The sequence below is a fragment of the Pyxidicoccus sp. M6 genome, from assembly GCF_055568925.1.
The window spans coordinates 6,903,511-6,918,656 of record NZ_CM145714.1 but is presented as its reverse complement, the minus strand read 5'-3'; the positions used below and the strand labels follow the sequence as shown (position 1 = coordinate 6,918,656).

Here is a 15,146-nt window from a genome sequence, read left to right as displayed (position 1 = left end):
TATGAAGGAGCGGCTCTTGAGCTGGAAGCGTTGGCTGGGCGGCGCCGCGGTCGCGGGGCTTCTGGGCGGTTGCAGCACGGCGTCGCTCTACACGAATCCGGAGCTGCCTCGGACTGGGGCGCAGCCCCCGGTGGACTACTTCACGGTGAACTGGTGGGCGCCGCTGGCCCCGCCCGTGTCCCTGGAGTACGCGCCGCGCGAGGTGGCCTCCCCGGCCTATGACCCGGACAACAAGCACGTCATCGCGCTCACGCGCGACGGCTTCGTCCGCGCGGTGGGCTCCGACGGGAAGGTGAAGTGGTCCTTCCGCACGCCCGTTCGCTTCAACGCGGGCGCCCGGGTGAGCGAGGGCGTCGTCTACGTGCCGGGCGGTGACGGCGTGCTGTACGCGCTGGACTCGGCCACGGGCGATGTGAAGTGGAAGTACGCCGCTGGCGAGTCGCTGGCGACGGTGCCGGTGGTGGCGGACGGACTGGTGCTGGTGGCGTCGCAGAGCGACACGCTCTTCGCGGTGAAGGCCGCGGACGGCGTGTGGGCCTGGCAGTACCGGAGGGATCCGCCGCCCGGCTTCACCATCCGCGGCGCGTCCACGCCGCTGGTGCACCAGGGCACGGCCTACATCGGCTTCTCGGACGGCTTCGTGGTGGCGCTGAGCCTCGCGGACGGCAGCGCCACCTGGGAGAAGTCGCTGTCCGGCGCGGGCACCGAGTTCCTGGATGTGGACACGCAGCCGGTCATCAACGAGGCCGGGCACCTGTTCGTGGCCTCGTACAAGAACGGCATCTTCGCGCTCGAGACGGACACGGGCGACATGCTGTGGAACACCGCCGTGGGCGGTGTCACGTCGCTGCTGGCGCGGGGGCAGATGCTCTTCGCGGCGGGCGACGGCCGGGTGGACGCCTACCTGGCGGACAGCGGTCGCGTGCTCTGGTCTCTTCCCCTGGGGGAACGGGCGGCGTTCGCTCCGGTGTTCGTCCAGGGAATGTTGCTCGTGCCGATTCAGCGCTCGCTGCTGTTCCTGGACCCGAAGACGGGTAGGTCTCGGGTGGCGTGGAACCCGGGCGACGGCATCACCGCGACGCCCTACGTCCGGGGCAAGCAGGTGTTCGTGCTGTCCAACAACGGCTACCTGTACGCCCTGGACGTGAACGGGATTCGCGGGTGACGCAGAAGGCGACCAGGACGGTTCGCGTCGTCGCGGCGCTGATTCCGAGGCCCGAGGACGGCAACCGGTTCCTGGTGCAGCAGCGGCTCCCCGGCGGAAGCCGGGCCCTGCTGTGGGAGTTCCCCGGCGGCAAGGTGGAGCCGGGAGAGACGGACGAGGCCGCCCTGGCCCGCGAGTGCCGCGAAGAGCTGGACGTGGAGCTCTCCGTGGGCCGGCGGCTGTGGGAAGGCCGGCACACGTACCCGGACCTCACGGTGGAGTTGGTGCTCCATGCCGCCCGTCTCGTGGCCGGTGAGCCCAAGCCGCTGGGCGCCCACACGCTGGCGTTCCTCACGCCGGCGGAGATGCAGGCCCTGCCGTTCTGCGAGGCGGACATCCCGCTCCTGGACGACCTGGTGGCGGGAAGGCTGGGCTCGCTCGATTGATGCTGCAGCGGACGTTCCAGCACATCCCCGGCGTGGGGCCCTGGCGAGAGAAGGACCTGTGGTCCCGAGGCATCCGGACCTGGGACGACTTCCCGGCGGCCGGCACCGGGGTGGCCATCAGCAAGAAGACGGACGACATCGCCCGGGCGCGGATTGCGGAAGCGCGTGAGGCGCTGGAGCGGAAGGACCTGCGCAAGCTGGCGGAGCTGATTCCGCCGCGTGAGCACTGGCGGCTGTACCCGGCGTTCCAGGACGACGCCGTCTATTTCGACATCGAGACGGACGGGAAGGACGCGCAGGCGCCCACGGTGGTGAGCCTGTTCGACTCGGCCGGGCTGCATGTGTTCGTCCAGGGCCGGAACATGGACGCGCTGCCGGAGGCGATGGCGGAGCGGCGGCTGTGGGTGACGTTCAACGGCTCGTGCTTCGACGTGCCGGTGCTGCGGGACTACTTCGGGCCGGGGCGCTTCCCGGTGCCGGAGGCGCACATCGACTTGCGCTTCGTCACGCGGCGGCTGGGCATCGGCGGCGGGCTGAAGGAAATCGAGGGGAAGATTGGCGCCGAGCGGCCGCCGCACCTGAAGGGCGTCAACGGGTACGACGCGGTGCTGTTGTGGCGGGCGTACCTGCGCCGTGGCGACGTGGAGGCGCTGCGGTTCCTGGTCGAGTACAACCTGTATGACTCGTTCCAGCTCCGGACGCTGATGGACTTCACGTACAACCGCGGCGCGGACGAGCTGAACCTGGACGTGCCCCGCGTGCCCGTGTTCGACCGCGGGGACGTGCTCTACGACGTGAGCAAGATCATCCTGGACCTGGGGCCCACCGAGCGGGACTTGCATACGCTCGCGAGGGTCCGGGCCATGGAGCAGGATTCCTGAGCGGGCAGGGGGCTCAGGGGCCCTTTGCGTCCGATTCCTTCCCGGTAGAGCCGCTTGTCATCCTCGGCGCGCTGCCGGCGTCATGGGCGTGAGCACGCAGCGAATCTCCGAGGAACGGTGAGCCATGGCCGGGTGCGGCGCCGACAACGATTTCGTCGTCCCCGGCGAAGCCGCGCAGTGGGTGGTCCGACGGTTCGTCCGCCACCTGAGGCGCAGGTGGCCTCGCCTCGTCACTGGCTATGTCTCGACGGTCCTCGTCGAGGAGCAAGGCGCGCCTGTTCCAGGCCTCTACGTGGCCAATGCCCACTCCGGGACGGCTCTCCGTTTTGTGCTGGCTCTACCGTGGGCCACGAGGACCTCGAATGCCGCGAGGCCTTCCGTCGTGGATGGCTGAAGCTCGGCCTGGAAGGCGTACTGGTTCTCTCACGGATCGCAGACGATGCTTCCGGTGTGCAGTGCCCGCCATCCTGGCATCTGTCTGGTGGAATGTGCCGAGGACTCGTTTGTAGGTTCAGCGGTCCACGACGGAGGAACGCATGAGCGACCCGATGAATCCGACGCCCGCAGGTGCCTCGCCGACGCCGCCTTCGGAGCCCCCGCGAGGCTCCCGCGCGAAGACGCTGGCCGTGGTGCTCCTGCTCGTCGGCCTGGGAGTGGTGGCCTCGTACTACGGGCTCCGGCGGCAGGTGCAGGCTCCCGAGGTGACCAGCGTGCCCGTGGCTGTCGACGCGGGGGCCGCGCCGCCTGTGGAGGAGGCCTCGCTACCGGAGAGTGATGGCCGCGTCCGCGACTTGATGGCCCGGCTCTCGGGCGAGCCCGAGTTCGCGAAGTGGCTCCAGGAGAAGGACCTAGTCCGACGCTTCACGGCAGCCGTGAACAACATCTCTGATGGCGCCAGCCCGCGCATGGTCCTCGGGTTCCTGGCTCCGGCCGGCGCCTTCGAGGTGACCGGCTCCGGCGACAAGACGGCCATCGACCCGAAAAGCTACGCGCGGTACGACACGGTGGCGCGGGTCTTCAGCTCGCTGGACGCACAGGCCGCCGGGAGCGTGTACCGCGAGCTGAAGTCGCTCATCGACCAGGCCCATCGCGAGATTGCGCCGCCGGGGCAGCCGTTCGACAGGACGTTCAGCCGGGCCATCCAGCAACTGCTGACCGTCCCGGTTCCGGAAGGAGCCGTGCAGGTCCGGCCGCAGGGCGCGCTGTACGCTTTTGCTTCGCCCGAAATGGAGGGGCTGAGCCCCGCCCAGAAGCACCTGCTGCGCATGGGGCCGGAGAACATGCGGACCATCCAGGCGAAGCTCCGGGAGCTTCAGAGCGCGCTGGGGCTGCCTCCGGTGGCGGAACGCTGAGATTCCTGGCAGGGCGCCCGAAAGAACATTTCCGGGCCCCAGAAGGGCGCCAAAGAACATTCTTCGGACCAGAAGGGCGCCAAGAACATTTCGGGCTCCAGTCGGGCGCCGAAGAACATTCTTTCGCGAGAAAGAACATTCGGCCTCAAGAACATTCCTGGAGGCCGCCAAGACTGAGAGCGGCCCACGCTTGGGGCTACTTACGTTTCTTCTTCTTGGCCGGCGGAGGCGGCGGAGCCGGTTTTTCCTTCTCGCCAGCGACCTGGAACGTGGCCCGGAGCTCTTCGACGTCGCGGCCGAGGGTGTCGGTGAAGCCCGAGCCAGTCTGCGCGTCGACGACGAGCGTGTACTCGAAGCCGGTCTTGAGGGGCTGCGGCAGGTGGATGCGGTACACGAGCCCGGCGTCGGATTCCTCGACGTCGTCGTCGGAGACCATGGCGCGCTCGGCCTCGTCGAAGAGGCGGACCCGGTAGTTCCGGAGGCCCACGGAGCTGCGCAACTCGAGCTCCGAAGTGGGCTCGAGCAGCGGCTTTTCATCCGGGGCCAGGGAGATCTCGGCCACGCCGGCATCCGGGGCCTGGTAGGTCAGCGAAAAGCGCGCGGGCGGAGGCGCCGCGGGGACCTGGACGGCGGTGCCGGCATCGACCGTGGCCGCTGGCTTTTCGGGACAGCCAGCCAGCATGAGGGCTCCACAGCAGGTGGCGGCAGCGAGGCCGAATCGAAGGAAGCACATGGGCCGGCCACGGTATGCGCGCGAAAGGGCTCCGGAAAGCACGGAGTGCCATGCAGGCAGCCGAGCCTCCAGCGAAGTGCCGGACGCGGAACATGTCATGAGCCGTCAGCGTCGTCCGCGGTGCGGCCGGGTTGCTCCGGAATCAGGCCCGGGTCGGCGGTATGCGCGGAAGCGGGCGCCGGCATCCTTCGAGGCTCTTCGCACGCCTGCGCCGCGTGAGGTTCGGATGACGGTCGAAAAGGGCGGTGCCACGACGGTTCGGAACGATGGTTCGGGAAACGGCGATGCCGACGGCGCCGGCTCACGGGCGGACCTCGATTCGTGCGCCATGGAACCCGGGATGGAGGCCCGGAATGAGCCCACCAGGCAGCACGCGAAGGTCACCATGCGTCCCCATTCTCCCTCTGTCGGAAGGTCCGATAACATGCGTTATGTAAACTAAGCAAATGGGTTCCCGGGGCCCGAAATCGGCCTTCGTTTGGAGCCTCCGGAACCACTTCTGCCCCCGGTCCGGAACGGCGGCCAAGGCTCGCCGGGACCGGAGTTGGCGCACCGGCGAGCTCTGGTTCGAATGCTCGTGCAGGCACCGCCGCGCAGGCACTGCCGTGACGGCGTGCGCTGCGCGCGACGGGCCTACGGCGACACGGCCCTTCTCATTCGCGGGCCGCGTATGGCGCACCCAGCAGCGCGTCAACGACCGCGTTGCACCTTGTAGCGGACCCACAGCAGGTCCCCCTTGCGCTTTTCCGCCGAGACCAGCTTGAGGCTTCGCGCTGGCCCCCTTCCGGGCTTCGCATCGAACAGCGACGGAGACCCGACGCTCCCATCCGCGACCGGGGCGAACAGGATGCTCAGCTCGTCGATGAGGTCTGCGGCCAGGAACGTGCCGTTGATCTTCCCGCCACCCTCCAGGAGCAGCGTCTTGATGCCGAAATGCTTCCGGAGCTTCTGGAGCACCCGCGGCAGGCTCAACTGCGTCTTCCCGCCGAACACGTACGAAACGCCCCGGGCCTTGAGGAACGCCAGGTAATCATCCGAGACCGCCTCGGACAGCACCGTGATGACGTGCTCCTCGTCGATCGAGGCCGACTTCCACGTGAGCTTCCCGGACGGGTCCAAGGCAATCGCGTACGACTCCGCGTCCCGCCGCGCGATGAAGTCCGTGCGCGGAATCGGCCGTGGGTCCTTGCGCTTGGGGACCTTGGACTTCCCGGCATACGGCTCCATGGAGACCCGGCCGATGATCCACGCATCCGCGTCGAAGGTCTGCGCCGTCGCCTCGTATTCGCCCAGGGCGCTCGTCGCGAGCCCCCAGTGCTTCACCACGATGCGCCCGTCAACCGACGGAACCATGTGGCAGATGACGTAGGGGCGCTTCGTCGTATCCATTGCGTGTCTCCAGTCACGTCGCTCGGATTTGAGAGCGTTATCCGAGTTCCTCCGGGAACAGGTAGAGCCAACCGTGCTCCGCTGCCACGGACTTCACTGTCGGCGAGCCGCGCCACACTTCGCGCCGAGCAACACGCCACTTCCCAGAACCGGTCACGCGGATCCCGCAACCGACACACGACGCACCGCACCAGCCCCTGCCAGGCCGCCCGTTCCCAGGCTTTCGACACGCGGTATTGCGACATTTCCCGCCGGGAGCCGTTGAGTCTTTCTGGGCCCGGAATTCGTGCTGTGTTCAGCGCAATTACCGAGGGAAACCGACGTAACGCGTCGGTGGGGCGGCACGGAATCGAAAGGCCGCTCGCATGTTCCGTGCGCCGGGAATAATTCCCGGCTTTTTACCGGCTTGACCCAGCCTGGGGGTTCCCGCAGAACGCGACCGTCCCCCCGGTTCTGGAAAGGACCTGTTCATGAAGCGCTTGTTCGTGATTGCCACCCTTCTCGGTGCGGCGCCCGCGCTGGCCGACGAGGGAATGTGGACCTACAACAACTTCCCCGCCGCCAAGGTGAAGGAGAAGTACGGCTTCGAGCCGACGCAGCAGTGGCTGGACAAGGTGCGCCTGTCGTCGGCGCGGCTCGCGGGCGGGTGCTCGGCGAGCTTCGTTTCGCCGGACGGTCTGGTGATGACGAACCACCACTGTGCCCGCGGCTGCATCGAGCAGCTCTCCACGGCGAAGAAGGACTACATCGCCAACGGCTTCTACGCCAAGACCCAGGCCGAGGAGACGCAGTGCCCGGCCATGGAGATCAACCAGCTCGAGAGCATCACCGACGTCACCGAGACGCTGAACAAGGCCACCCAGGGCATGTCCGGCAAGCAGTACGCGGACACCCTCAAGGCGAAGATGTCCGAGCTGGAGCAGCAGTGCTCCGCCGGTGACGCCAAGGTCCGCTGCGACGTCGTCACCCTGTACCAGGGCGGCAAGTACAACCTGTACAAGTACCGCCGCTTCCAGGACGTGCGCCTGGTGATGGCCCCCGAGCACGCCATCGCCTTCTTCGGCGGCGACCCGGACAACTTCGAGTTCCCCCGCTACGACCTGGACGTGACGTTCCTTCGCGTCTACCAGGACGGCAAGCCGGCCAGCACCAAGGACACCTACTTCAAGTGGTCCGAGCACGGCGCCAAGGAGGGTGAGCTCACCTTCGTGTCCGGCAACCCCGGCCGCACCTCGCGCGGGCTGTCCATCTCCGAGCTGGAGTTCCAGCGCGACGTCGTCCTGCCCAAGACGCTCATCTACCTCTCCGAGATGCGCGGCATGGTGACCGAGTTCCAGCGGCGCGGCCCCGAGCAGAAGCGCATCTCCAACAACATGCTGTTCGGCGTGGAGAACGCCATCAAGGCCATGAAGGGCCGTCACGAGGCGCTCGTCGACAAGAAGTTCTTCGCGCAGAAGGTCGCCGCGGAGCAGGAGCTGCGCAAGAAGGTCGAGTCCAACCCCGAGATGAAGAAGAAGTACGGCGCGGCGTGGGATGAAATCGCCAAGGCCGAGGAGCAGCTCGCGAACATCCGCAAGGAGCTGGGCTACATGGAGCAGGGCCAGGGCCTGTCCTCCACCCTGTTCCAGATTGCCCGCACCCTGGTTCGCGCCTCCGAGGAGCTCCCCAAGGAGAACGGCCAGCGCCTGCGTGAGTACAACCAGGCCGCCCTGCCCGCCCTCCAGGCCCAGCTCTTCAGCCCCGCCCCTATCTACCCGGAGCTGGAGATTGCGCGCCTGACGTTCGGCCTCACCAAGATGCGTGAGGAGCTGGGCGCGGACCACCCGTTCGTGAAGAAGGTGCTCGGCAAGGACTCCCCGGCGACGGTGGCCAACCGCGTCGTGAAGGGCTCCAAGCTCATCGACGTGAAGGCCCGCAAGGCCCTGTTCGACGAGAAGGGCAACAGCGCCGCCTTGGCCGCCTCCAAGGACCCGATGATCGAGCTGGCGAAGCTGGTGGACCCGGATGCCCGCGCGGTCCGCAAGAACTACGAGGAGAACATCGAGGCCGTCATCCGCAAGAACAGCGAGCTCATCGCCAAGGCGAAGTTCGAGGTCTACGGCACCAACCAGTACCCGGACGCCACCTTCAGCCCGCGCGTGTCCTACGGCTCGGTGAAGGGCTACATGGAGGACGGCAAGCAGGTGGCCCCCATCACCCAGATGGCTGGCACCTTCGAGCGTCACACCGGGGAGGACCCGTTCGCCCTGCCGAAGTCCTGGCTGAAGGCCCAGAACATCCTCGACGGCAAGACGGGCATGAACTTCGTCACCACCAACGACATCATCGGCGGCAACTCCGGCTCGCCGATGATCAACAAGGACGGTGAGATTGTCGGCCTCGTGTTCGACGGCAACATCCAGTCGCTCGGCGGTGAGTACGGCTTCGACGAGAGCGTGAACCGCACGGTGGCCGTCCACAGCGACGCCATCATCGAGGCGCTGCAGAAGATCTACGGCGCCACCCGCGTCCTCGAGGAGCTGCGCCCCGGCAGCACCAAGGTGCCGCCCGTGAAGGCCAACCCGGCGGGGTGATTCGTCCCACCGCATAGGGGCCCGGTGAGTCACGCCGGGCCCTGAAGCACGAAGAGGCTGCCCGGTTTCGCTCCGGGCAGCCTCTTTGCTTTACGACACCCTACCGTCCCCTACCCGGCTCACTCCCACTCAATCGTCGCGGGCGGCTTGGAGGAGATGTCGTAGACGACGCGGTTGATGCCGCGCACCTCGTTGGTGATGCGCGTGGAGATGCGCTCCAGGATGGGGAACGGAATCCGCGCCCAGTCCGCCGTCATGCCGTCCACGCTGGTGACGGCGCGGAGCACGCAGGTGGACTCGTAGGTGCGCTCGTCGCCCATGACGCCCACGCTCTGCACGGGGAGCAGCACGGCGAAGGCCTGCCAGATCTCCTTGTAGAGGCCGGCGGCGCGAATCTCCTCCTGGACGATGGCGTCCGCGCGGCGCACCAGGTCCAGCTTCGCCTCGGTGACCTCGCCGAGCACGCGGATGGCCAGGCCCGGGCCGGGGAACGGCTGGCGGGACACCATCTCGTCCGGCAGCCCCAGCTCGCGGCCGAGCGCGCGGACCTCGTCCTTGAACAGCTCGCGCAGCGGCTCCACCAGCTTGAGCTTCATCGTCTCCGGCAGGCCGCCCACGTTGTGGTGGCTCTTGATGGTGACGGACGGGCCCTTGTACGAGACGGACTCGATGACGTCCGGGTACAGCGTGCCCTGCGCGAGGAACTCCGCGTCCTGGATGTCGCGCGAGGCCTCCTCGAACACGGCGATGAACTCGCGGCCGATGATCTTCCGCTTCTTCTCCGGGTCCGTGACGCCGGCCAGCTTCTCCAGGAAGCGCGCCCGCGCGTCCACCGTCTTCAGCGGCACGTGGAAGCGGTCCACGAAGAGCGCCTCCACCTGCGCGCGCTCGCCCTGACGGAGCACGCCGTTGTCCACGAAGATGCACTGCAGGCGCGGGCCAATGGCCTTGTGCAGCAGCAGCGCCGCCACGGAGCTGTCCACGCCGCCGGACAGCGCGCAGATGACGCGGCCCTTCTCGCCCACCTGCTGGCGGATGGTCTCCACCGCCTCGTCGATGAAGCCCTTCATCGTCCACGAGCCCGTCACCTTGCACTCGTTGAAGAGGAAGGCGCGCAGCATCTGCTTGCCCATCGGGGTGTGGACCACCTCCGCGTGGAACTGGATGCCGAACCAGGGCTTGCTCGTGTGCGCGGTGGCCGCGAAGGGCGAGTTGCCGCTGCGGCCGATGGCCTCGAAGCCGGGCGGCAGCTCGTCTACCCGGTCGCCGTGGCTCATCCACACCTGGACGCGGTCGCCGGGGTTGAACTCGGCGAAGGGGCCACGGCGGGCGAGCACCTCCACCTCCGCGTTGCCGAACTCCCGGTGCGCGCCGCGGTCGATGCGGCCGCCGAGCAGCTTGGCCATGAGCTGCAGGCCGTAGCAGACGCCCAGGACGGGCACGCCGGCCTCGAAGACGAACGGATCACAGCGCGGGGAACCGGGCGCCTCCACGGACGCCGGCCCACCGGAGAGGATGATGCCGCGGGGAGCAAAGCGGCGGATGTCCTCCGCCGGGAGGTCCGGACGGTGGATTTCGCAGTACACGCCCAGCTCCCGGACGCGCCGGGCGATGAGCTGCGTGTACTGACTCCCGAAATCGAGGATGAGGATCTTCTCGGCGTGCAGGTCCACCGGGGTCTCCAAGGGGGCGTCGTTGACGGCTGGGGGCCCTTATCGCTACAAACTTCGGGAAATCAACGCCCAAGTACCTTCAATTGTTCGAGGTCTGGATGCTCCGCCGCCTGTCCGCCCCCACTGCAGTGACGCTGCTCGTGCTGTCCGCTTCAGGTTGCGTAAAGGAGATCAGCTCGGACGAGCGATTGGACCGGGAAACGCAGAACCTCGCCGTCAAGGACACACCGGGTGCCTCCGAGCTCCAGAAGCTCACGTGTGACGACACCACGGATGCGCTGAACAAGGCGCGCAACGTGAACCGCCCGGAGACGGACCGTCTGGTGGACTACATCGAGCTGTACTCCTCGCTCCGCAAGCGCACCGCCACCTTCGAGGAGGCGATGAACCGCAACCCGGACCTGAGCTACCGCGAGGGCAGCCAGCAGCTCGTCAACGCCAAGGACACGTGCGTGCAGCAGACCGCCGACGTCCGCGTGGAGTTCGAGACCTACATCCGCGAGCTGGTGGCCGTGCCCACCGTGCAGGAAATCAAGGGTGGCAACACCGTCACGATTGCCCGGCTCGACTTCAACACCCTCCGCCAGGCCATCGAGACGCTGGAGCCGGACGACAAGGACGCGCTGCTCAGCCGCGTGGCCGGCGCGGAGAAGAAGGTGGCCCCGGCGTCCGCGGCCGAGGAAGCCCCGTCCGAGAGCGGTGGCCGCAAGCGCGGCAAGTAGTCCCGCGCCTGCGTCAGTCCCTTGAAGCGCGAAGGGCCCCCGCCAGCTGGCCGGGGCCCTTTTTCGTGCCGCGACTTCCGCGAGAGCGAGGGGCCCCGCGAACAGGGCCCCTTCAGCCCGCGCTACTCCACGCGGTAGTTCGGCGCCTCCTCCGTGATGATGACGTCGTGCACGTGGCTCTCCTTGAGCCCGGCGGACGTGATGCGCACGAAGGTGGCGTTGTGGCGGAGCTCGTCGATGCTCTTGCAGCCCACGTAGCCCATGCCGCTGCGGATGCCGCCGAGCATCTGGTGCACGTTCATGGACAGCGTGCCCTTGTACGGGACGCGGCCCTCGATGCCCTCGGGCACCAGCTTCACGGCCTCCACGTCCGACTGGAAGTAGCGGTCCTTCGCGCCCTGCTTCATGGCGCCCATGCTGCCCATGCCGCGGTAGCTCTTGTAGCTGCGGCCCTGGTACAGGATGACGTCGCCGGGGGCCTCCTCGGTGCCCGCGAAGAGCGAGCCGATCATCACCGTGCTGGCACCCGCGGCGAGCGCCTTGACGATGTCGCCCGAGTACTTGATGCCGCCGTCGGAGATGATGGGGATGCCGTGCTTCTCCGCCTCGCGCACGCAGTCATCCACCGCGGTGATCTGAGGCACGCCCACACCCGCCACCACGCGGGTGGTGCAGATGGAGCCGGGGCCGATGCCCACCTTCACCGCGTCCACGCCCGCCTCGATGAGCGCATGGGTGGCCTCCGCCGTCGCCACGTTGCCGGCGATGAGGTCGAAGCCGCGGAAGTTCTTCCGAGTGTCGCGCACGCCTTCCACCACGCCCTTGGAATGCCCGTGCGCGGTGTCCACCACGATGACGTCCACGCCCGCCTTGATGAGCGCGTCGATGCGCGCTTCGCGGTCCGCGGACACGCCCACGGCGGCGGCGCACAACAGGCGCCCCTTGGCGTCCTTGGCCGCGTTCGGGTGCGTGCGGCGCTTCTCGATGTCCTTGATGGTGATGAGGCCCTTCAGCTCGAACTCGTCGTTGACGATGAGGAGCTTCTCGATGCGGTGCTCGTGCAGCAGCTTCTGGGCGTCGTCCTGGGCGATGCCCTCGCGGCCGGTGACGAGCTTGCGCGTCATCACCGCCTCCACCTTCTGGGTGAAGTTGGTCTCGAAGCGCACGTCGCGGCTGGTGACGATACCGACGAGGCGCCGGCCATGCACCACCGGGATGCCGGACACGCCGTGGTGGCGCATGAGCTCCAGCGCGCGGCCCAGCGGGGCGTCAGGCTCGATGGTGACAGGGTCCACCACCATGCCACTCTCGAACTTCTTGACCTTGAGCACCTCGATCGCCTGCTGCTCGGGTGTCATGTTCTTGTGGATGACGCCAATCCCGCCTTCCTGGGCCATGGCGATGGCGGTACGGGCTTCCGTTACCGTGTCCATGGCGGCGGACAGCAGGGGGATGTTCAGTCGGATGTTGCGGGTGAGCCGGGTCGTCAGGTCGACGTCCTTGGGGACGACCGAGCTCTCGGCCGGAACCAGCAGGACGTCATCGAAGGTGAGGGCGAGCCGGATATCGGGGTTCAGCATGAGCGGCGCTCCCGGGGCGTGAAATACCCGCGGGGCACCAGCGCCTGCGGGTGCGGTTCCATACGAGGTACGCTGCCAGTGCGCAACACGGAAGGGTTGTCTTTTTGACGCCCGTTCCCTCGGACTTCGGGCAATAATCACAAGGGTTTTCCCCTCTCGGCGCAGGAACCGGCTTTGACGGATTCGAATCAGGCTGCGGTCGGGCTGGTCGTGAAGCTGCCCTTCGCGACGCCCGAAGAGTTCCTGGCGAAGTACGGCGGCAACATCACCCGGGGCGGCATCTACCTGCGCGCCCGAGCGGTGAAGCCGCCGGGCACCGTCGTCACCCTCGACCTGAAGCTGGCCAGTGGAGAGCGGATCATCTTCGCCTCCGCCATCGTCCACTTCGTCACCGGTCAGGGCGGCCAGGGCGTCACGGGCATGGGCCTGCGCTTCCTCAACGTGGATCCGCACACGCGCCGGTTCCTGGACTCGGCCGTCGTCGCCATGCCCCACGCCCAGTCGGATGTTCCCCCCATCCCCAACGGCGTGGGAACGCCTGACTACACGGTCCCACCCCCGGTCGCCGCGCCGGTGGCTGCCCCCTCCCCTGCCCCCGCTCCGAGTGCACCTGCGGCGGGGGCGTCCGTAGCGACTCCGGTGGGTCCTTCCAGCGGAGCGGTGATCGGGGCTCCTGCGACGGGTCCTGTCATGATGACGGACGCGGCGCTGGATCTGAACACCGAGGAGCCCAAGCGGACGGGGCTCATCATCGGCATCGACCTGGGCACGACGAACTCATGCGCGGCCTACGTGCGCAACGGCCGCCCCGGGGTGCTGCCCAGCCGCGAGGGCCACAACACGGTGCCCTCCATCATCGCCGTCAACACGCGCGGCAAGCTGGTGGTGGGCCACCCCGCCAAGGGGCAGATGCTCACCAACCCGCGGCAGACGGTGTACGGCGCGAAGCGGCTGGTGGGCCGGCCCTACGCGTCGCCCGTGGTGGAGCACATCAAGGACCGCTTCCACTACGAGATTGCCGCCGGCGAGAACGGTGACGCGGGCGTGAAGCTGGGCGACCGCATCTACACGCTCCAGCAGATCTCCGCGCTCATCCTCCGCGAGGTGCGCGAGGTGGCGCAGAACCAGCTCGGGCAGCCGGTGTCCCGCGCGGTCATCACCGTCCCCGCGTACTACAACGACAACCAGCGCCAGGCGGTGCGCGAGGCCGGCAAGCTGGCCGGCCTGTACGTGGAGCGCATCCTCAACGAGCCCACCGCGGCGGCGCTCGCGTACGGCTACGGCAAGAAGCTGAACCAGCGCGTGCTCGTGTACGACCTGGGCGGCGGCACGTTCGACGCGTCCGTGCTGGAGCTGAGCGACAACGTCTACGAGGTCATCTCCACCGGCGGTGACACGTTCCTCGGCGGTCTCGACTTCGACAACGCCATCGTCGCGTACCTCCTGGAGGAGTTCCAGAAGAAGACCGGCCGTCCCTTCCAGGGGGACCGCGTGGCCATGCAGCGCATCAACGACGCCGCCGAGCGCGCCAAGTGCGCCCTCTCCGAGCGCCAGGAGATGCGCGTGCACGTGGCCTTCGTGACGATGATCGACGACAAGCCGTACGACCTCGACGTCACGCTGACGCGGCAGAAGCTCATCGAGCTGACCGAGGGGCTCGTCGACCGCACCGTGCAGGTCTGCGACGAAGTGCTCAAGGCCAAGGGGCTGGGCCCGAAGGACGTGGACGAGGTCATCCTCGTCGGTGGCCAGAGCCGCTTCCCGCTGGTGCACGAGAAGATCACGAAGTTCTTCGGCAAGCCCCCCAGCAAGGGCGTGCACCCGGACGAGGCCGTGGCCCTGGGCGCGGCGCTGCTGGCACACAGCCTGGGACAGCTCGAGGGCGTGGTGCTCATCGACGTGCTGCCCATGGCCATCGGCGTGGGGCTGCCCGGTGGGCGCTTCAAGCCCGTGCTGGATCGCAACATCTCGCTGCCCTCGACGAAGAGCTACACGCTCACCACGCACCGCGATGAGCAGACCGAGCTGGAGCTCACGGTGTTTCAGGGTGACTCGGACAAGGCGGCGGACAACGAGTACCTGGGCACGCTGAAACTCGCGGGCCTGCCGAAGAAGCCTCGCGGCGCGGTGCAGGTGTCCATCACCTTCGAAGTGAACAATGAGTCACTTCTCAAGGTGACGGCGCGTGAGACATCCACGGGCCGCGAGGTGTCGAGCACCTTCACCACGCGTGACACACCGGAGGCCGTGAAGGCGAAGGTGGCGCAGCTCGAAACGGAGCGCGCTCCCTCGGCCGCGCCTCATGCGGGTGCGACGGCCACGGGCCCGGCGTCTCCCGCGAAGCTCGCGTCGAATGGCACCGCGCCGGTGTCTCAGCCTCACGCGGCGCCAAAGCACACGCCCGCACGCGGAACCACCCAGGCACCGTCGCCCTCACACGTGACAACGCCTGTTGTTACTGCGCCGAAGCAGAAAGGCTTCATGGGTTGGCTCAAAGGCCTCTTTGGAAGGCCTTGAGCACATCCAATTGCTCACTCAGTTGTCGTGCTCCGCGCTCTGGGTAAATCCAGAGCAGGAGTAACAGTGCGACGTCTCTGTCCAATCTTTAAACGTGGGCACAGCCTGATATGAGGCGCCCCGTTGATAACCGGAC

Annotated in this window: 11 protein-coding genes; 7 read left to right on the top strand and 4 right to left on the bottom strand. The window is 67.6% G+C overall.

The window, feature by feature from the left end; genetic code table 11:
- Position 1 precedes the first annotated feature (1 nt).
- From ACVTJA_RS27495 to ACVTJA_RS27480, 4 genes are all read left to right on the top strand, one after another.
- Positions 2–1,165, top strand: a complete 1,164-nt coding sequence (locus tag ACVTJA_RS27495) for an outer membrane protein assembly factor BamB family protein (protein WP_465823939.1) — start codon at positions 2–4, stop codon at positions 1,163–1,165.
- A complete protein-coding gene (locus ACVTJA_RS27490; protein ID WP_206727749.1) occupies positions 1,162–1,590 on the top strand; it encodes a (deoxy)nucleoside triphosphate pyrophosphohydrolase in 429 nt (142 codons plus the stop codon). Before ACVTJA_RS27495 ends, ACVTJA_RS27490 begins: the two co-directional genes overlap by 4 nt.
- Complete coding sequence (locus ACVTJA_RS27485) at positions 1,590–2,471, top strand: ribonuclease H-like domain-containing protein (RefSeq protein WP_465823938.1); 882 nt, start codon at positions 1,590–1,592, stop codon at positions 2,469–2,471. Before ACVTJA_RS27490 ends, ACVTJA_RS27485 begins: the two co-directional genes overlap by 1 nt.
- 536 nt (positions 2,472–3,007) lie before the next feature.
- A complete protein-coding gene (locus ACVTJA_RS27480) occupies positions 3,008–3,823 on the top strand; it encodes a DUF3014 domain-containing protein (RefSeq protein WP_465823936.1) in 816 nt (271 codons plus the stop codon).
- Between the two features lie 196 nt (positions 3,824–4,019).
- Here ACVTJA_RS27480 and ACVTJA_RS27475 read toward each other — a convergent pair whose 3' ends face one another.
- Positions 4,020–4,556: a hypothetical protein gene (locus ACVTJA_RS27475; RefSeq protein ID WP_465823934.1), complete on the bottom strand. Its 537-nt coding sequence runs from the start codon at positions 4,554–4,556 to the stop codon at positions 4,020–4,022.
- A 690-nt stretch (positions 4,557–5,246) separates the two neighbouring features.
- Positions 5,247–5,945, bottom strand: coding sequence for a RibD family protein (locus ACVTJA_RS27470; protein ID WP_465823932.1), 699 nt, complete (start codon positions 5,943–5,945; stop codon positions 5,247–5,249).
- A 470-nt stretch (positions 5,946–6,415) separates the two neighbouring features.
- On the opposite strand from ACVTJA_RS27470, the gene ACVTJA_RS27465 reads away from it, so the two are divergent.
- Positions 6,416–8,518 carry a S46 family peptidase gene (locus tag ACVTJA_RS27465; protein WP_465823930.1) on the top strand — a complete coding sequence of 701 codons (2,103 nt, stop codon included), beginning with the start codon at positions 6,416–6,418 and terminating at the stop codon, positions 8,516–8,518.
- Between the two features lie 119 nt (positions 8,519–8,637).
- Here the strand turns inward: ACVTJA_RS27465 and guaA are convergent, their stop codons facing one another.
- Positions 8,638–10,191 carry a glutamine-hydrolyzing GMP synthase gene (guaA, locus tag ACVTJA_RS27460; protein ID WP_465823928.1) on the bottom strand — a complete coding sequence of 518 codons (1,554 nt, stop codon included), beginning with the start codon at positions 10,189–10,191 and terminating at the stop codon, positions 8,638–8,640.
- Positions 10,192–10,289: 98 nt separating this feature from the next.
- Here guaA and ACVTJA_RS27455 point away from each other — a divergent pair, with 98 nt between their 5' ends.
- Positions 10,290–10,913 (top strand): hypothetical protein, encoded by a 624-nt coding sequence (locus ACVTJA_RS27455; protein ID WP_465823926.1) that lies wholly within the window; start codon positions 10,290–10,292, stop codon positions 10,911–10,913.
- Between the two features lie 122 nt (positions 10,914–11,035).
- On the opposite strand, the gene guaB is transcribed toward ACVTJA_RS27455, so the two are convergent.
- Complete coding sequence (gene guaB / locus ACVTJA_RS27450) at positions 11,036–12,493, bottom strand: IMP dehydrogenase (protein ID WP_465823924.1); 1,458 nt, start codon at positions 12,491–12,493, stop codon at positions 11,036–11,038.
- A gap of 174 nt (positions 12,494–12,667) precedes the next feature.
- Here guaB and ACVTJA_RS27445 point away from each other — a divergent pair, with 174 nt between their 5' ends.
- Positions 12,668–15,010 carry a TIGR02266 family protein gene (locus ACVTJA_RS27445; RefSeq protein WP_465823923.1) on the top strand — a complete coding sequence of 781 codons (2,343 nt, stop codon included), beginning with the start codon at positions 12,668–12,670 and terminating at the stop codon, positions 15,008–15,010.
- Positions 15,011–15,146 lie beyond the last annotated feature (136 nt).